The 16,275-nt window shown below is 52.2% G+C and carries 17 protein-coding genes; 8 read left to right on the plus strand and 9 right to left on the minus strand.

The annotated features are described in order from the left end of the window. Positions 1-39 precede the first annotated feature (39 nt). Entirely contained in the window at positions 40-1,974 is a 1,935-nt protein-coding gene (locus tag AYI87_RS01890; RefSeq protein ID WP_144199093.1) for a PrkA family serine protein kinase, read from the minus strand. A gap of 455 nt (positions 1,975-2,429) precedes the next feature. Continuing rightward, positions 2,430-3,014, minus strand: a complete 585-nt coding sequence (sodB, locus tag AYI87_RS01895; RefSeq protein WP_011865632.1) for a superoxide dismutase [Fe] — start codon at positions 3,012-3,014, stop codon at positions 2,430-2,432. Between the two features lie 231 nt (positions 3,015-3,245). On the opposite strand from sodB, the gene AYI87_RS01900 reads away from it, so the two are divergent. Beyond that, positions 3,246-3,596, plus strand: a complete 351-nt coding sequence (locus AYI87_RS01900) for a Grx4 family monothiol glutaredoxin (protein WP_144199095.1) — start codon at positions 3,246-3,248, stop codon at positions 3,594-3,596. 118 nt (positions 3,597-3,714) lie between these two features. On the opposite strand, the gene AYI87_RS01905 is transcribed toward AYI87_RS01900, so the two are convergent. Further along, on the minus strand, positions 3,715-4,950 hold the full coding sequence (locus AYI87_RS01905; RefSeq protein ID WP_144199097.1) for a uracil-xanthine permease family protein: 1,236 nt from the start codon (positions 4,948-4,950) through the stop codon (positions 3,715-3,717). 197 nt (positions 4,951-5,147) lie between these two features. Here AYI87_RS01905 and AYI87_RS01910 point away from each other — a divergent pair, with 197 nt between their 5' ends. Beyond that, complete coding sequence (locus tag AYI87_RS01910) at positions 5,148-6,278, plus strand: DUF2066 domain-containing protein (protein ID WP_144199099.1); 1,131 nt, start codon at positions 5,148-5,150, stop codon at positions 6,276-6,278. 90 nt (positions 6,279-6,368) lie between these two features. Further along, complete coding sequence (gene hda / locus AYI87_RS01915; protein WP_144199100.1) at positions 6,369-7,079, plus strand: DnaA inactivator Hda; 711 nt, start codon at positions 6,369-6,371, stop codon at positions 7,077-7,079. 141 nt (positions 7,080-7,220) lie between these two features. On the opposite strand, the gene AYI87_RS01920 is transcribed toward hda, so the two are convergent. The 3 genes from AYI87_RS01920 to AYI87_RS01930 all read right to left on the minus strand — a co-directional run bounded on the left by AYI87_RS01920 (position 7,221) and on the right by AYI87_RS01930 (position 9,450). After that, positions 7,221-7,592, minus strand: coding sequence for a DUF2069 domain-containing protein (locus tag AYI87_RS01920; RefSeq protein ID WP_144199102.1), 372 nt, complete (start codon positions 7,590-7,592; stop codon positions 7,221-7,223). 14 nt (positions 7,593-7,606) lie between these two features. Beyond that, complete coding sequence (gene arsC, locus AYI87_RS01925; protein ID WP_144199104.1) at positions 7,607-7,954, minus strand: arsenate reductase (glutaredoxin); 348 nt, start codon at positions 7,952-7,954, stop codon at positions 7,607-7,609. A gap of 86 nt (positions 7,955-8,040) precedes the next feature. Beyond that, positions 8,041-9,450 (minus strand): M48 family metalloprotease, encoded by a 1,410-nt coding sequence (locus AYI87_RS01930; protein ID WP_186300545.1) that lies wholly within the window; start codon positions 9,448-9,450, stop codon positions 8,041-8,043. Positions 9,451-9,667: 217 nt separating this feature from the next. Between AYI87_RS01930 and AYI87_RS01935 the strand changes: the two genes are divergently transcribed. Further along, the gene (locus tag AYI87_RS01935; RefSeq protein WP_144199108.1) at positions 9,668-9,889 is read left to right on the plus strand and encodes a sulfurtransferase TusA family protein; all 222 of its coding nucleotides are present in this window, start codon (positions 9,668-9,670) and stop codon (positions 9,887-9,889) included. A 168-nt stretch (positions 9,890-10,057) separates the two neighbouring features. After that, positions 10,058-11,158 (plus strand): AI-2E family transporter, encoded by a 1,101-nt coding sequence (locus AYI87_RS01940; RefSeq protein WP_144199110.1) that lies wholly within the window; start codon positions 10,058-10,060, stop codon positions 11,156-11,158. 116 nt (positions 11,159-11,274) lie between these two features. On the opposite strand, the gene AYI87_RS01945 is transcribed toward AYI87_RS01940, so the two are convergent. Continuing rightward, the gene (locus AYI87_RS01945; RefSeq protein ID WP_144199112.1) at positions 11,275-12,162 is read right to left on the minus strand and encodes a LysR family transcriptional regulator ArgP; all 888 of its coding nucleotides are present in this window, start codon (positions 12,160-12,162) and stop codon (positions 11,275-11,277) included. Between the two features lie 126 nt (positions 12,163-12,288). Here AYI87_RS01945 and AYI87_RS01950 point away from each other — a divergent pair, with 126 nt between their 5' ends. Next, complete coding sequence (locus AYI87_RS01950) at positions 12,289-12,912, plus strand: LysE/ArgO family amino acid transporter (RefSeq protein ID WP_144199114.1); 624 nt, start codon at positions 12,289-12,291, stop codon at positions 12,910-12,912. A gap of 68 nt (positions 12,913-12,980) precedes the next feature. Here the strand turns inward: AYI87_RS01950 and bcp are convergent, their stop codons facing one another. Further along, entirely contained in the window at positions 12,981-13,451 is a 471-nt protein-coding gene (bcp, locus tag AYI87_RS01955; protein WP_144199116.1) for a thioredoxin-dependent thiol peroxidase, read from the minus strand. Beyond that, the gene (locus tag AYI87_RS01960) at positions 13,448-14,002 is read right to left on the minus strand and encodes a glycine cleavage system protein R (RefSeq protein ID WP_144199118.1); all 555 of its coding nucleotides are present in this window, start codon (positions 14,000-14,002) and stop codon (positions 13,448-13,450) included. Before AYI87_RS01960 ends, bcp begins: the two co-directional genes overlap by 4 nt. A 243-nt stretch (positions 14,003-14,245) precedes the next feature. Here AYI87_RS01960 and dapA point away from each other — a divergent pair, with 243 nt between their 5' ends. Together dapA and bamC are read left to right on the plus strand one after the other, a co-directional pair. Continuing rightward, positions 14,246-15,130: a 4-hydroxy-tetrahydrodipicolinate synthase gene (gene dapA / locus AYI87_RS01965; RefSeq protein WP_144199120.1), complete on the plus strand. Its 885-nt coding sequence runs from the start codon at positions 14,246-14,248 to the stop codon at positions 15,128-15,130. 4 nt (positions 15,131-15,134) lie between these two features. Continuing rightward, a complete protein-coding gene (gene bamC, locus AYI87_RS01970; RefSeq protein ID WP_144199122.1) occupies positions 15,135-16,256 on the plus strand; it encodes an outer membrane protein assembly factor BamC in 1,122 nt (373 codons plus the stop codon). Positions 16,257-16,275 lie beyond the last annotated feature (19 nt).

Below are 16,275 nucleotides of genomic sequence, written 5' to 3' on the forward strand. Positions count from 1 at the left end.
CCCAAGACTAGCGGGGAGCAAGCTCCCCGTGTACGGGTATCAAGATGATTTACGAACCCGTAAATACCACTCAGACAGGAGTCTGACCTGTTTCTTGGTGTAGCCTTTCTCCATCATACGATTGACGAAATCGTCGTGCTTACGCTGATCGTCTGTGGAGGTCTTGGTATTGAATGAGATAACCGGCAGCAGATCTTCTGTGTTGGAGAACATCTTCTTCTCGATGACGGTACGCAGTTTCTCGTAGCTGGTCCACAGCGGGTTAGAGCCTTCGTTGTTGGCCCTGGCGCGCAGCACGAAGTTGACGATCTCGTTGCGGAAGTCTTTCGGGTTACTGATCCCCGCAGGTTTTTCTATCTTCTCAAGCTCTGCATTGAGGGCGGCGCGATCGAACAGCTGGCCTGTCTCTGGGTCCCGGTACTCCTGATCCTGGATCCAAAAATCGGCGTAGGTGACATAGCGGTCGAAGATGTTCTGGCCATATTCAGAATAGGATTCCAGGTAGGCGGTCTGGATCTCTTTACCGATGAACTCGATATATTTAGGGGTGAGATAGCCTTTTAGAAACTCCATGTAGCGCTCTGCCGTCTCGGCGGGGAACTGTTCCTGTTCAATTTGGCGTTCCAGCACATAGAAGAGGTGCACAGGGTTGGCGGCGATCTCGCTGTGATCGAAGTTAAACACCTTAGAGAGGATCTTAAAGGCGAAGCGGGTAGAGAGCCCCTGCATCCCTTCATCCACGCCGGCATAGTCGCGATACTCCTGATAAGACTTGGCCTTAGGATCGGTATCTTTTAGGCTCTCGCCATCATAGACCCGCATCTTAGAGTAGATGGAGGAGTTTTCCGGCGCCTTGATGCGTGACAGCACGCTAAATTGGGCCAGCGTCTCTAGGGTATACGGCGCACAGGGCGCCTGAGCCAGCTCTGAGTTGGTGAGCAGTTTCTCGTAGATCTGGATCTCTTCTGACACCCTGAGACAATAGGGCACCTTGACTATGTAGACCCTATCTAAGAAGGCCTCGTTGGTCTTGTTGTTTCTAAATGTGGTCCATTCCGACTCGTTAGAGTGCGCCAGAATGATGCCGTTGAAGGGTAGGGCCGACAGGCCTTCGGTGCCGTTGTAGTTACCCTCCTGGGTGGCGGTCAGCAAGGGGTGCAGCACCTTGATCGGCGCCTTAAACATCTCAACGAATTCCATCAGGCCTTGGTTGGCACGGCACAAGGCGCCCGAGTAGGAGTAGGCATCGGCGTCATGCTGGGCGTAGTGCTCCAGCTGACGGATATCCACCTTACCGACGAGCGATGAGATATCCTGGTTGTTCTCATCGCCTGGCTCTGTCTTGGCTATCCCAATCTGATCCAGGATGGCGGGGAAGACCTTGACCACCTTGAACTGGGAGATGTCGCCGCCAAACTCATGCAGGCGCTTCACCGCCCAGGGTGACATTATGGTCTTGAGGTAGCGCTCGGGTATGTTGTATTCGTTCTTAAGCAGCTCCCCATCCTCCTCCGGATTGAACAGACAGAAGGGGTGGTCGTTGACTGGGCTGCGTTGGCCATTGGCGCTCAGCACATAGATGGGCACTTTCTGCATCAATGACTTGAGTTTCTCGGCCAGGGAGGACTTACCGCCGCCCACAGGCCCGAGGAGATAGAGGATCTGTTTCGACTCTTCCAGTCCCTGGGCCGAGTGTTTGAGGTAGGCGACGATCTGCTCGATAGAATCTTCCATGCCGTAAAAATCTTTAAAGGCGGGATAGCGAGAGATTAGCCTGTTGGAGAAGATGCGGCTAAGGATCGGATCTTTAGAGGTGTCTATGACCTCCGGCTTACCTATGGCCGTAAGCAGTCGCTCGGCCGCCGATGCGTAGGCGATCCTGTCTTCTTTACAGATAGCCAGAAACTCTTGTAGTGAATACTCTTCATCTAATTTTTTTTCATAGCGCTGTTGATAATGCTCGAAAATGCCCATGTTCCACCCCCTGAAAAGCCAACGGTATGTCTTAAGGGACAACTGAAAATCAGTGACCTACTACTAATAATAGTCCTTAAACGAGATCTAGGTATCAAAAAAGACAATAAAAACAATGACAAACAGTTGCAAATGCAATTATTGCAACTGTAGTGACTTGTCTAGGATAGTTTGCTTAAGGAGCTTTGGGGCTGCTTTGTTATGGAGGAATGGGGAGTAAGATCGGTGATGAGGCATCGAATTTGAAAGATCATTATCTACAGAAGTTGAGTGTGTATTTGAGTGAGTTCTTGAGGGGGAATATGCGAGCGGAATCGGCTACTTAGCAATGAACTTAACTTGTGCAAGTAGCTCGAAATGCGTTGCTAGTCTGAGTTAGCGTAAGGGGCTAAGGTTTTTGGCAGGCAATAAAAAAAGGAGCCGGGAGGCTCCTTTTCAAATCTGGTCGAATTAGATTAAGCAGCGAAGTTGCTGTTAACGAATTCCCAGTTAACCAGGTTCCAGAATGCCGCCATGTAATCAGGACGTACGTTACGGTAATCGATGTAGTAAGCATGCTCCCAAACGTCAACAGTCAGAAGGGGTGTAACACCTTCGTCAGTCAGTGGGGTAGCAGCGTTGCTAGTGTTAACGATGGCCAGGCTACCGTCAGCTTTCTTCACTAACCAAGTCCAAGCGCTACCGAAGTTGTTAACGGCTGCGTCGGTGAACTGGGCCTTGAATGCATCGAAAGAACCGAAGGCTGCGTCGATAGCTGCGGCGATGTCGCCAGTTGCTGCGCCGCCAGCGTTAGGTGCTAGACAGTTCCAGTAGAAAGTGTGGTTCCAGATTTGAGCTGCGTTGTTGAAGATGCCGCCAGTAGAAGTTTTAACGATCTCTTCTAGGCTCTTTTCGGCAAGTTCAGTACCTTCAACAAGACCATTTAGTTTCACTACATAGGTGTTGTGATGCTTACCATAGTGATACTCGATGGTTTCCTGGGAAATATGGGGCTCGAGTGCGTTCTTCGCATAAGGCAGTGCTGGTAATTCAAAAGCCATGTTTTTTCTCCATTGACATTCAATTGTCTTTTTAGGTTTGCTCACAGAGGCACATTCTACCTGATAAAGTTGTGATGTGAATCATTGTTTGTTTGATTTTTTAGATTAATTCAATCGATAACCTAACTCAGTGAATAACCCTGAAAAAAGTAGGTTTTCGTTATCTGTGAACCTAGCGTACAATAGGCTAAATTTGTTGACGTAGCTTTGCTGCAAAATTTAGGAAAGAAGATGGACATAAACGAAACTGTAGAAAAAATCAAACAGCAAATCGCTGAAAATCCTATCATCGTTTACATGAAAGGGTCTCCTAAGCTTCCTAGCTGTGGATTTTCTTCGCAAGTGGCGCAGATCATGATTAACTGCGGTGCTCAATTTGCCTATGTTGATATTTTGCAGCATCCCGATATCCGTGCCGAGCTGCCTAAATACGCGAACTGGCCAACCTTTCCACAGCTTTGGGTAGAAGGTGAGCTGATTGGTGGTTGCGACATCCTGACCGAGATGTATCAGAAGGGTGAACTACAGACTCTGATCGCCGATACGGCGGCCAAATATGCTGATCAAGAGGGTGAGGCTTAATCTTAATTGAGCCAAGCAGAAGGTTAATCCTTCCTCTCCGATAAGAAAAGCCCTTCAAATGAAGGGCTTTTTTGTGTCTATAAACCATGCAGTCAGCATGTTGACTGTCCGGAGATCCTTAGGCGACTTCTTGCTCCTGACGGGCGTGTGCCTCGGGCAGCAGGAGGTTCATGGTGATGGCCACGATACCGCAAAGGCTGATCCCCGTGAGGCTGAATGAGCCGATACCAAATGCCATGCCGCCGATACCAAAGACCAGAGTAACGCCGACGATGCAGAGGTTTCTTGGCTCGCTGAGATCCACATGATTCTTGATCAGTGAGTTCAGACCGACGGCGGCGATTGAGCCGAACAGCAAACACATGATGCCGCCCATCACAGGTACGGGGATGGTCTGCATAAGCGCGCCGAGCTTGCCGATAAAGGCCAGCAGAATGGCGGTGATGGCGGTCCAGGTCATGATGGCCGGGTTGAAGGCCTTGGTTAGCGTCACCGCGCCAGTCACCTCAGAGTAGGTGGTGTTTGGTGGGCCGCCAAGTACCGATGCCGCTATGGTCGCGATGCCGTCGCCGCTCAGGGTGCGGTGTAGGCCAGGCTTCTTCATATAGTCTTTACCAGTCACGTTTGAGATCGCTAGTATGTCGCCAATATGCTCGACCGCCGGGGCGATGGCCACGGGGATCATGAAGGCGATGGCATGCCAGTTAAATTCAGGTGCCACAAAGTTAGGCATGGCTAACCAGCTCGCCTGGGCGACCGGGGCAAAATCGACTACGCCGAAGAAGAGGCTGAGGCCGTAACCCACGATGATGCCAGCCAAGATTGGCATCAGCTTGACGATTCCCTTGGCAAAGATAGCCACGGCTATGGTGGTCAGCAGCGAGGCGAGGGAGATGATCAAGGCGTGCTCTGGGTCGACCAGAACCAGGCCACCATCGCCGCTCTTACCGAGCGCCATGTTAACGGCAACCGGCGCAAGGCCCAGACCGATCACGATAATCACAGGGCCGACAACAACCGGAGGTAGCAGTCTTTTGATGAAAGCATCACCTCTGAATTTCACCAGGGTGGCCAGCACCAGATACACGCATCCTGCCGCCATCAGGCCGCCCATGGTTGCGGGAATGCCCCAGGTTTGTACACCGTAGAGGATGGGGGCGATAAAGGCGAAGGAGGAGGCGAGGAAGATGGGGACTTGGCGTTTGGTCACGAGCTGGAAGAGCAAGGTGCCAATGCCGGCGGTAAAGAGGGCGACGTTGGTATCGAGCCCGGTTAACAGCGGCATCAATACTAAGGCGCCAAAGGCGACAAACAGCATTTGCGCGCCCTGTAGGGGGATTGCTAAACGTTTCATTGTTATTCTCTTTTTATGGCTAAACCGCACAATGTTAACGTCTTGCTAGCATATTTGCACTTATCTTGATCACATTCTCCGGCTTGCCTCATTAAAGCCTTAGAAAAAAGCTAATTTGACGGCGTTTGCAGACAGGCATGGTCAAGGCTTATGTGTTACACTGCCGCCATTGTATTCGTGAATAGATATAGATACGGATGTTTAAGAGTCTTTTTTCTGTGGTGCTTGCAGGTACGTTTTGCGCCGCGAGTCTGAATGTTGCCGCCGTCGAGGTGACCGAGCTGGACAGAAGTGCGATTAAGATCGCCGATCGCAGCCAGCAGGTAAAGAATCAGGCGCTAAGCCAGGCGATGCAAGAGGTGGTATTGAAAAATACCGGCGATCGCGCCGCCCTTAGCGCGCCATTGGTGGCTCAGGCCATTGCCGAACCTACCGCTTATATACGTCAGTTTGGCTACCAGGAGCAGGGCGGTGAGCAGTTCCTGCAGGCTTCATTCGACCACACCAAGATCATCAGCCTACTGCGTCAGGCTCAGCTGCCCGTTTGGGGCAAGCAGCGTCCACTGACGCTGTTGTGGCTAGCTCAGGATAATGAGGGTAAGCGTGAGCTACTCAACGACTCCTCTGTGCTGGAGAGCCGTAGCCTGATCGCCAAGATGTCGCAGACGCGCGGGGTGCCCATGCTACTGCCTATGATGGATCTCGATGATTCCATGGCCATCAGCGTCACCGACGTGCGTGGTATGTTTGCCGATACCGTGGCTAAGGCCAGTCAGCGTTATGGCAGTGACTACTTTGCCATGGTGTCGCTGGACAATCAGCCAGATGGTCAGGTGAGCTATCAGTTGTCCCTCTACCCGGCGAATAGCGAACAGCCGCTGTTTAATCCACTGACCACTCAGTCGGCTCAGGTTGCCGATATGGACGCCGCGGTAAAGGCGATCTTCGAGACGATCAGTCAATACTATGTGGCGCGCTACGCCATTGCCGATAGCGGTGAGGCGAACAGTACTCAGCTGACTTTTGTCGAGATAACCGACCGTCAGCAGCTGCTGGATATTGAGAAATACCTGCATCAACTCAGTGCGGTTAAGTCTGTGTCGCTGACTAAGTTGCAGGGGATCTCCGCTGAGTTTTCCTTGCAACTCTTTGGCAGCGAAGAAGATCTGTATCGTTTGATCAGCCTGGAGCCTAAGATCCGCAGCCTGGAGCAGTCAAATAGCCCGGATCAGCTCAACATGCAGTCGGGATTGGGGGTCGATGAGATGATGGATCCGTTATCATCGTCACAGACTCCGCGCCGCGAGTATATTTGGCAAGGACGTTAAGGTAAGCTGGGCGCCTAATGGTAATATGCTGAGTGCTAAATTAGGCCGCCCAGGCAATACAGTCACAAGATAAGATCGAGATCCCTATACGTGTCACCCCATTCACCGGTACAACTTTCTTTACCCGTTTATCTGCCCGATGATGAGACCTTTAACAGTTATTATCCCGCGGCCGGTAACGACGAGCTGATCCAGAGTCTGCAGGCATGTGCCGAAGGGCGGGCCAACAAGGCCGTGTACCTGTGGGGGCCGGTCAAGGCGGGGCGTACTCACCTGATGCACGCCACCTGTGCCAGAGCCAACGAGCTCAATCGCAGCAGCTTCTACCTACCGCTTGGCATACATGCCAGTATCTCTACCGAACTGTTAGAGGGGCTAGAGCAGTTAGATCTCGTCTGTATCGATGATATCGATGCCATTGCGGGGCATCCTCTATGGGAGGAGGCGCTGTTCGATCTCTACAACCGGGTGGCGGAACATAAGCGCTGCGCCCTGGTGGTGAGTGCCAGTGCAACGGCCAGCGATGCGGGATTTGCCCTGCCGGATCTGGTGTCTCGTATGCAGTGGGGGCTGACCTATCAGCTACAACCTATGGCCGATGAGGAAAAGCTGGCGGCGCTGCAACGCCGTGCGGCGATGCGCGGATTACAGCTGCCGGAAGATGTTGGGCGCTTTTTGCTCAATCGTCTGGCGCGGGATCTGCGTACCCTGTTCGATGTGCTCGATCGCCTGGACAAGGCATCACTGGTACATCAGCGTAAGCTGACTATTCCCTTCGTAAAAGAGATGCTGCGCCTGTAGCGTCTGTCTTAATCGCGCGAGTCTCCTAGCGCTGTTAACGGTCAGTATTTTAGCTATCAGGATATCAAGTCGTTAACGACTCACCATAAAAAAGGCACCTAATTGGTGCCTTTTAAGTTAGATGCTTGTTTATCGAGCCATCTATTTCTTGCGCTTCTTCAGTCCCAAGCCCAATTCGCGACCGCGGATGCGCGCGTAGAAGGGCAAGGTGACCATCAAGAGGCTCAGCAATGCCACCTCGCAGATGGCGAATACCAGTGCCGTCTCGGTGACATAGAGCAGGGTCAGGCCATGCAACATATAGAGGCAGATAATGAAACTTGCCCAGGCATAAGTGTAGGGCTGACCGGTTAAGATCCCCTTAAGCGGCGCCAGCAGGGGCAAGATCCACAGCAGGCTGAAGATCAGCGAATATTGTCCGGTCAATCCTTGATTGCCAAACCAGGCGGTCATCAACAGCAGCAGCGTCACATAGGCGGCGCGGCTAATTTGAAACAGTGTCTTTGAGCTCATTTCGACTCTCAGCCTTACAGGATGGCCAGTACGTTTTCTGGGGGTCTACCAATGGCCGCCTTACCATTTGCCAGCACGATAGGACGCTCGATCAGCTTAGGAGTATCGACCATGGCCTGGATAAGCGCCTCGTCGTCGGTGACGTCGGCCAGGTTCATCGCCTTGTATTCCTCTTCCTTGGTGCGCATCAGCTCACGTGGCGCTAGGCCGAGCTTATCTAAGATGCTGCGGATCTCCACCTTGGTCAGTGGTGTCTTGAGGTATTCGATCACTTGGATATCGCAGGCTTTCTCTTCCAGCAGCGCCAGGGTTTGGCGGCTTTTAGAGCAACGGGGGTTATGAATTATGCTTACTTGCGTCATGGCAGTTCTATCCATATCTAGAAATTTGCCGCCATTCTACTGCAAAAGGTGAGTCGAGTCACAGGGTCCCGGCTCACCTTATGCTGCTAAAGCAGTTCGAGTTGTTTCTTCGACTGTTTGAACTGACGGATCCTGGCCTCTATCTTCGCCAGCTGCAGCGGATTTTTCTCCGACAGCCGGTAAGCAAAGTTGAGCTGATCTATGGCGCCATCATAGTCCGCCGCCAGAGCCATGGTTTCGGCCTTGACAAAATGCTCCATGGCGCGGTTGCCTGTCTGCTTGTAGGCATCGCTCAGCAGCTGTAGCGGCAATTGATTCTGCTTATCGAGGAAGATCATATCTTCCAGCAGGGGAATGGCCTGTTTGGCCTTACCATTTTCGATAAGCGCGTTGGCCAGGTTGATGTTGATCACCTGAGAGGTGGGCTTAAGCTTACGCTCACGGGTCAGCAGATCGATAGCCTGTTGATGTTCATGGCGCTCCAGTAGGAGATCAGTCTTGGTATCGATATAGAAGAGGTTATTGGGATCTTTGGCGAGCAGCTTGTCTATGATGACCTCAGATTCCTTGGCCTTCTCGGCGCGCAGTAGGGCAAGCGCCTTACCGTACAGGGCCGCCTCTTCAAATTGGTAGCTGTTCTTTCTTATCTGGTCGTTAAATAGCGCCAGCGCCGCCTCTTCGCTATAGCTAGAGAAGCGCACCTGAATACGCGCCTTGGCTAGCTGAAAATCCAGATTATCGGCCACATACCTGTGGGGATATTGCGCCGCCCGGTTTCTCGCCTCGGCAATTCGCGATTCGGGCAAGGGGTGCGTCAGCAACATCTGCGGCGGCTTAGTGGTAAAGCGGTAGCGTGTGGCCAGCTTAGAGAAAAAGTCCGCCGCGCCGTTAGGATCGAAGCCGGCGTCGACCAAGATCTGCATGCCGATACGGTCTGCCTCTTTCTCATGCAGGCGGGTGTAGTTGATCTGCGCCTGAGTCGCTAAGGCCTGAGTCGTCGCCATGGCTGCCATGCCCACCTGAGGCACCGCAATGGTGAGCAAGATAGCGCCGAGCAGACCCGCTATGGTCGCCGGAGAGCTCTTCTGCTGCGCCTCGAGCGAACGCGCCAGGTGCCGCTGGGTCACGTGGGTGATCTCGTGGCCTAATACCGAGGCCAGCTGGCTCTCGTTATCGGCGTTTAGGAACAAGCCGGTATGAACCCCCACATGGCCGCCGAAGAAGGCGAAGGCGTTGATTTCATCGTTTCTAAGCAGGAAGAAATAGAAGGGAGTCTTTACCCCCGTCGCGTGGGCCACCAGACGGTTACCCAGCTCGGTCAGGTATTGATTGAGTACGGGATCGTTAAGCATGGGCGCCGAAGAGCGGATCACCCGCATATAGGCGTCGCCGTAGCTGTTTTCTTTCTCCAGGCTGAAGGTGTTCACCGCCGCGGTGCCAAGATCCGGCAGATCGTTGTTGGCAAAGCCTAAGGGGGCGATAGAGAACAGGGCCATCGACAAGGCGCCGGCAACCAGGGATTTTGCTTTGTTAACTTTACTCAAACTTATCCTTAGCGTTTATAGATAACTGGGTCTGCTTTGTTGGAACCAAATCGAGACAATTAGTTCAGTTTGTCTGGCCCCTGAGGCGAGTGGTTCGCCATCATTGTTCGCTTGTGGTTTCACTGGAGACTTAGGATAATAGCCCGAGTTTGCCTTTAGCAAGATCATTATGACTTTTATTGACTTAACCCACTACCGATGTCCCCTGGCCTTAGTTAAGCTAAAGATGGCGCTCAAGCAGTTGCCCTGTGGTGACGTGCTGCGGGTACAGCTTAAAGACAGTGGTTCGCGCCAGGATGTGCCCAGGTTTCTTGAGAAGGCCAACTGGCAATATGTTGAAATACAAAACGATGCTGAGATCTTGGTGTTGTCGATAACTCGAGGCGACTAAATTTTATCCTGGTGGAGTTGTAGATTTCGACTCTAACGCGCCTTTAGATAGAAATGATTCTTTAGCTTCAGAGGCGCCGATTAATTATTTTTCATGATGCTCGATGTTGCAGACCTAAACGCTTAATTTACAGAGCGGCGGGTCTTGGTTTCTAAATAGGAAGAGTAGATGTTTTCAATCATTACCAATTGGTATAAAGAGAGATTTAGTGATCCCCAAGCGGTGACCTTGATGCTGATTTTGCTTGGGATCGCCCTGATCATCTATTTCGCCGGCGGGCTCCTGGGGCCCTTGCTGGTCGCTCTGGTGCTGGCATTTTTGCTTGAATGGCCAGTGGCGCAGATGGTCAAAATAGGCATCAACCGCACCACGGGGGCATCACTGGTGCTGGTGCTGTTTGTTGGCGTAATGCTGCTGATCACCTTCGGCCTGGTGCCCAGCATCTGGCGTCAGGGGGTGGCTCTGGTGACGGATCTGCCCACCATGCTGGATAAAGGTTTCATCACCCTTAAGGGCTTGGTCGAGCAGTATCCGCAGTTTTTAAGTGTCGAGCAACTCGACGCCTCGGTGGGTGAGCTCAAGAAGCTGCTGGATACTCAACATATACTGGATCTGGGTAAACAGTTGATTGGCTACTCGGCATCACTTTTGGTGCTCATGGTGTACGCCATCTTAGTGCCGCTGCTGGTGTTCTTCTTCCTCAAGGATAAAGATGAGCTGGTTCGCGGCAGCAAGCGTTTTATCCCCGCCAATCGTGACTTGGCCCGTAAGGTATGGCTGGAGATGAATCAGCAGATCTTTAACTACATTCGGGGCAAGGTGATCGAGATAGTCATCATAGGCGCCGCAAGTTATATCTTCTTCGCCATCATGGATCTGCGGTACGCCGCGCTGCTCGGGGTATTGACCGGCTTCTCCGTGTTGATCCCCTATGTGGGCGCGACCCTGGTGACCCTGCCGATCGCCCTGGTGGCCTTCTTCCAGTGGGGCATAAGCCCGGAGTTTGGCTATCTGATGTTAGGCTACGGCATCATTCAGGCGCTCGATGGTAACTTGCTGGTGCCCATACTGTTCTCAGATGCGGTGGATCTCCATCCCGTTTTTATTATCGCGGCCGTGCTGGTCTTCGGTGGACTCTGGGGCGTCTGGGGGGTCTTCTTCGCCATTCCGCTCGCCTCTCTGGTGAAGGCGGTGGTGAATGCCTGGCCTAAGGCTGATAAGTCCAAGGCCGATGAGCCAAAGACAGAGGCGGAGCAGGGCAACGTCTGATCTGCATTTAAACGTTAAAGGAGCCGAGAGGCTCCTTTTTTATGGCTAGTGTTTTAAGGCCAGTATTTTATTGAACGTATTTAATTGAACGTGCTTTCTCGAAAGTACTTGGGTCGCTACCTCAACGCCTGCTTGGCCGTCGCGGCTAAGGCGCGGTAGACCAGGGTTGTCTGCTTGGCTTTGATGTTCCAGTGTTGCCAATAGAGGGGCACCTTCATGGTGCAATCTGGAGCAACTAGTTTTAACGCGCCGCTTTGCAGCAATGGCTCGGCCTGAAGATGGCCGACAAGGCCGTAACCCATGCCCAGCAATATCGCCTCCAGAAAGCTCTCAGAGGAGGGGATCTGATGCTCCCGCCATTGCTCAGGCTCAATGCCAAAATGCTCGCCTAAAAACTTTTCATGCAGCTTATCTTTGGTGGAGAACACCACGGCCGGCGCCTGACGCAGACGGCTGGGTGTCACACTATCGGCGAAATATTCCTGAATAAAGTCCTGGGTGGCGACGCATAGGTACTCCATCTGGCCAAGGTATTCGCTGGAGCAGCCTGTCAGTGGCGCCTCTGTGGTGGTCACGCAGCCTACAGCCTCGCCGCTTTTAAGCAGATGGTGAGTGTAAGACTCATCGTCGACAATCAACTCTAGCAGCCAGCGGTGGCGCTTAAACAGCTCGGCGAGGGCGGGCAGAAACCAGGTGGCCAGGCTGTCGGCATTGACGGCTATCTTCACCACTGTGGGCAGCGAAGGATCGTCGGCGTCAATCTCGGCACTGAGTTCGCTCTCCAGCAGGCTCACCTGGGCGTAATGCCTGAGCAGACGCTTGCCCATGGGCGTTGCCTGCACAGGATTGCTGCGAATAAGCAGAGTCTGGCCGACTCTCTCCTCCAGCGCCTTGATGCGTTGAGACACGGCTGATTGGGTGATAAACAGTGCCTTGGCAGCGCGCTCGAAGCCGCCTTCGGCGATCACCACGCTCAAGGCTTTCAGGTGGGCGTAATCCAGCATCGAAAAATCCAAACCATCACTATAAGTTTGGCTAATGATACATTAAATTTATTAGCTGGGTTTATTTTAATAAGCTCGCTATGCTTGCGGCCTGAAATTAGTCGTGGTTCTTTTTGGAGTTTTCTCGTGCAAGCATTCATTCAGGGGATAGGTGTTGGTGGCAGCCTGATCATCGCCGTTGGGGCGCAAAACGCCTTTGTGTTAAAGCAGGGGTTAAGGCGCGCCCATTCATTGCCTATCGCCGCCCTGTGTTCTTTTATCGATGCCGTGATGATCACCGCGGGCGTGGCGGGCCTCGGCCATCTGATCCTGGCATTCCCCTTAATCAAGGATATCGCCAGTCTAGGGGGAGCGGCCTTCTTGCTCATCTATGGCGCTCAGGCTCTGCGCGCGTCCTTTAACGCCCAGGGGCTGGATACCGAGTCGACCCAGGGGGCGGACACCCTGCGAGCGGCGCTGCTCACGACCCTGGGAATTAGCCTGCTTAACCCCCATCTGTATCTGGATACTGTGGTCTTGCTGGGCAGCATCAGTACTCAGTTCGAGCAACAAGACAGGCATATGTTTGGCGCCGGCGCCGTGCTCGCCTCTTTCGTGTGGTTCTTCGCCTTGAGCCTGGGTGCCAGGTATCTGAGTCCACTGTTTAAAAAACCAAAGGCCTGGTGCTACTTAGACAGATTCATCTTCGTGACTATGTGGAGTATCGCGGCGGCGCTGCTTTGGCCCTATGTTAAAGCCATGATGGGCTAGTAGTTGACGAATCTTTAGATAATAAAAAAGCCGGAATTTCCGGCTTTTTTGTATAATGCTAGTTAGCATTAGCTGTTTTCTTGAATATATTTCAAGACAACTTCGTGGTGATCTTTGGTCTTGAACTTGTTGAAGATATGTTCGATGTTGCCGCTTTCATCAATGAGGAAAGAGGTGCGTACCACGCCCATGTTTTCACGGCCCATGAATTTTTTGAGTTGCCAAACACCATAAGCTTCGCATACGGCATGCTCTTCGTCCGCGAGTAAGGTGAAGTTCAACTCCTGTTTGTTTGTGAAGTTTGTGAGCTTCTTCGGTGTATCAGGGCTAATTCCAATAATCACAACGTTTAGTTTATCAAGCTCTGATTTAGTGTCCCTTAGCCCACAAGCTTGAACAGTACAACCAGGTGTAGAGGCTCTTGGGTAAAAGTAAACGAGAACTTTCTTGCCTTTAAAATCGGCAAGGGAAACTGATTCATCATTTTGGTTTTGTAGGGTAAAGTCGGGGGCCTTGTCGCCCTGGGTTAAGGTTTTCATAGATCATCCATAGATTGTGTTTCGATACCCTGCATACGTTCGATATGGCAGCTTAGGTTCATCTCTTCGGCGAGTGCGGCGATATTTTGTTCGAGTTTTTCGATATCAACTTTCTCAGGCACGTTGATGGTTAGGAAGACATTCTGCACCGGCTCACCGTCTGGGGTTTCCTCGGCATGGGAGCGTACGGCGGCGAGATCCAGTGAACGATCGGCCAGGAACTGGGTGATACGCTTCATGGTGCCGCGCTGGTCTTTACCGTTGAAGGTTACTTCGAGGCGAGACACATAGTTTGGCGGCGTGTGCTGTGAACAGCGCTTCATTACCGTTAGCAGGCCAAGCTCGACACTCAGGGCAGGGAGGCTGGCTTCCATCTTAGTGATCGATGCCCAGGCGCCTGAAATCATCATGATCAAGGTAAACTCACCACCAAAGAGGGCCATACGGCTATCGACGATATCGCAATCGCATTCGCTTGCGAGTCTGGCAAATTTACTGACGATACCGGGACGATCAGAACCCAGTGCGGTAACGACCAGATGATTGGACATGAAATTCCCCCATTGATTGGTAACTCGTTGTACAAATAAGCGACGATTGAATAATGTCGGCGTTTTTTAGGTGGCTTATGCTATCACAAGTTATCAGTTTTGAGATCCCTGTCGTGATAAAGAGTCAAACATTTGACCTATGGGGAGCGGTGTTATCATTCTCTGTGATCTAGGGATACTTATGCTTGTTTTTACCTGTGAGCATCAGTACCATAGCCAGTCCTGAATCCTTGGGGAAATCACATGATAAACGGAAGCATCGTAGCCTTAATCACACCCATGAATCGTGATGGCTCAGTCGATTATGCAAGTCTCGAGAAGTTGGTTGAGTACCATATTGAACAGGGTACTGACGCCATCGTTGCCGTCGGCACGACTGGCGAGTCAGCCACTTTACCTCTTTCAGAACATATTGAAGTGGTTGCCCACACGGTAAAATTTGCCGCCGGACGCGTCCCAGTGATAGGTGGTAATGGTGCAAACGCCACCGCCGAAGCGATCGAGCTGACCAAGGCGCAGGCCAACCTAGGTGTGGCCGCCATGCTAGGTGTAACGCCTTACTACAACAAACCGACACCTAAAGGCTTGGTTGCCCATTACAGCGCCGTTGCGGCCGCAACCGATATCCCACAAATTCTCTACAACGTGCCCGGCCGTACTTCGGTGGACATGTTGCCCGAAACCGTTGCCCAGTTGGTCGAGGTGCCAAACATCATAGGCGTGAAGGAAGCGACCGGCGATCTAAGCCGCGTGGCTAGGCTGCGCGAGCTGTGTGGCGATGACTTCATGCTCTACAGCGGTGATGACGCCACGGCCCGTGAGTTCCTTACTCTGGGCGGGAATGGCGTGATCTCTGTGGCCAACAACATAGTGCCTAAGCAGTTCAAGCTGATGTGCGATGCGGCCCTTAAGGGCGATCTCGAGGGTGCCCTGAAGGCCGAGGCGCCAATGAAAGATCTGTTCAGCGCGCTATTTTGCGAGGCCAATCCGATTCCTGTGAAATGGGCGGCGCATCGTATGGGGCTGATCAGCCAAGGACATATTCGCTTGCCATTAACGGAACTTTCCGAGCAATATCATGGTCTGTTGCTAGAAGCGATGAAGAATGCCGGAATAGAGGTTCAATAATTAGATGCTAAAGCAAGTCACCCCAATCCTACTGGTTGCCGCCGTTACGGCCTGCAGCACGCCTATCGACAGACGCCAGGCTAATGGCGATGACGAATACGCCAATGTGACGTCTCAGCCCAAACTGGTGATCCCAGCTGGATTGAATCAGCCGAAATACAATACCGAATTCGATATTCCTGAGGTCGGCAGTAAGGTCGACAAGACCTTGGTTGGCAAGAAACTCGACATTCGTCCGCCGCTACAGGTACTGCCGATGGCAGAAGGTACCCATGTGGAGGAGTCAAGCGACAGCATCAAGATCGTGGTCGAGTCTATCGATAACGATATCGATCTGCGCAGTGAGCTGTTCGGTATCTTGGATGAATATTTTAGTCAGCACGAGATCAAGATCCTTAAAGAGGATAGAGATACGGGTGTGATAGAAACTGATTGGATTGAAAATCAAGAAGTTATCGATTCATCTCTGTGGGGCTCCGATGAAGTATATTCGGTACGTCAACGCTATCGTTTCAGCGTCAACGTGCGTCCTCACGGCCGCAGCGGTAACCTTGCTATCGAATTGATTGATCACGAAGAGAGCTTCGATGGTAAGGCGCAGGATATTCTGCTTACCGGTGAAGATAAGCGCCGCTACACGGTGGATATGCTCAACAACACCATCGCTTACATGAGCGTCAAGCGCGCTAAGGCGATTAAGGCCAAGCGCCTGCGTGAGAGCCTGGGTATCGATGTGGATCTGGTTAAGGCGCCTGCGGTTGCCGAAAACGAGACGCCAGAGCAAAGCTTCTGGTTGGCGGACGCCAGCTACAGCCGTACCTGGGACCGTCTGCGTATCGTACTGCCTGAGCTGGGCTTTGAGATCGTCGATATGGATAGCAACAAGGGACTCTACTATATCAATGTGAGCGACGATTCGGGCTTCTGGAGTTCATTGTGGAGTGATAAGAAGCTGCCGATGGAAGAGGGCTCGTATCGTCTGCAGATTGAGCAAGACAAGAGCGACACTTCTAAGACTCGTATCTACCTTAAAGATAAGGAAGATAGTCCTGTGAGCAATGAAGTGGTCGAGGCCGTCTACGATGGCATGGCCGAGCTGATGAGCGAAGACCGCAAGGTTAGATAAGCTCAACTCAGTCAGAGAA

This window comes from Shewanella sp. KCT (assembly GCF_007636505.1).
Taxonomy (GTDB): domain Bacteria; phylum Pseudomonadota; class Gammaproteobacteria; order Enterobacterales; family Shewanellaceae; genus Shewanella; species Shewanella halotolerans.

What these genes read in the sequence shown, in the direction of transcription:
- AYI87_RS01890 (WP_144199093.1), bottom strand. Translation starts at nt 1,974, where the DNA reads ATGGGCATTTTCGAGCATTATCAACAGCGCTATGAAAAAAAATTAGAT.
- sodB (WP_011865632.1), bottom strand. Translation starts at nt 3,014, where the DNA reads ATGGCTTTTGAATTACCAGCACTGCCTTATGCGAAGAACGCACTCGAG.
- AYI87_RS01900 (WP_144199095.1), top strand. Translation starts at nt 3,246, where the DNA reads ATGGACATAAACGAAACTGTAGAAAAAATCAAACAGCAAATCGCTGAA.
- AYI87_RS01905 (WP_144199097.1), bottom strand. Translation starts at nt 4,950, where the DNA reads ATGAAACGTTTAGCAATCCCCCTACAGGGCGCGCAAATGCTGTTTGTC.
- AYI87_RS01910 (WP_144199099.1), top strand. Translation starts at nt 5,148, where the DNA reads ATGTTTAAGAGTCTTTTTTCTGTGGTGCTTGCAGGTACGTTTTGCGCC.
- AYI87_RS01920 (WP_144199102.1), bottom strand. Translation starts at nt 7,592, where the DNA reads ATGAGCTCAAAGACACTGTTTCAAATTAGCCGCGCCGCCTATGTGACG.
- arsC (WP_144199104.1), bottom strand. Translation starts at nt 7,954, where the DNA reads ATGACGCAAGTAAGCATAATTCATAACCCCCGTTGCTCTAAAAGCCGC.
- AYI87_RS01930 (WP_186300545.1), bottom strand. Translation starts at nt 9,450, where the DNA reads ATGGCCCTGTTCTCTATCGCCCCCTTAGGCTTTGCCAACAACGATCTG.
- AYI87_RS01935 (WP_144199108.1), top strand. Translation starts at nt 9,668, where the DNA reads ATGACTTTTATTGACTTAACCCACTACCGATGTCCCCTGGCCTTAGTT.
- AYI87_RS01940 (WP_144199110.1), top strand. Translation starts at nt 10,058, where the DNA reads ATGTTTTCAATCATTACCAATTGGTATAAAGAGAGATTTAGTGATCCC.
- AYI87_RS01945 (WP_144199112.1), bottom strand. Translation starts at nt 12,162, where the DNA reads ATGCTGGATTACGCCCACCTGAAAGCCTTGAGCGTGGTGATCGCCGAA.
- bcp (WP_144199116.1), bottom strand. Translation starts at nt 13,451, where the DNA reads ATGAAAACCTTAACCCAGGGCGACAAGGCCCCCGACTTTACCCTACAA.
- AYI87_RS01960 (WP_144199118.1), bottom strand. Translation starts at nt 14,002, where the DNA reads ATGTCCAATCATCTGGTCGTTACCGCACTGGGTTCTGATCGTCCCGGT.
- dapA (WP_144199120.1), top strand. Translation starts at nt 14,246, where the DNA reads ATGATAAACGGAAGCATCGTAGCCTTAATCACACCCATGAATCGTGAT.
- bamC (WP_144199122.1), top strand. Translation starts at nt 15,135, where the DNA reads ATGCTAAAGCAAGTCACCCCAATCCTACTGGTTGCCGCCGTTACGGCC.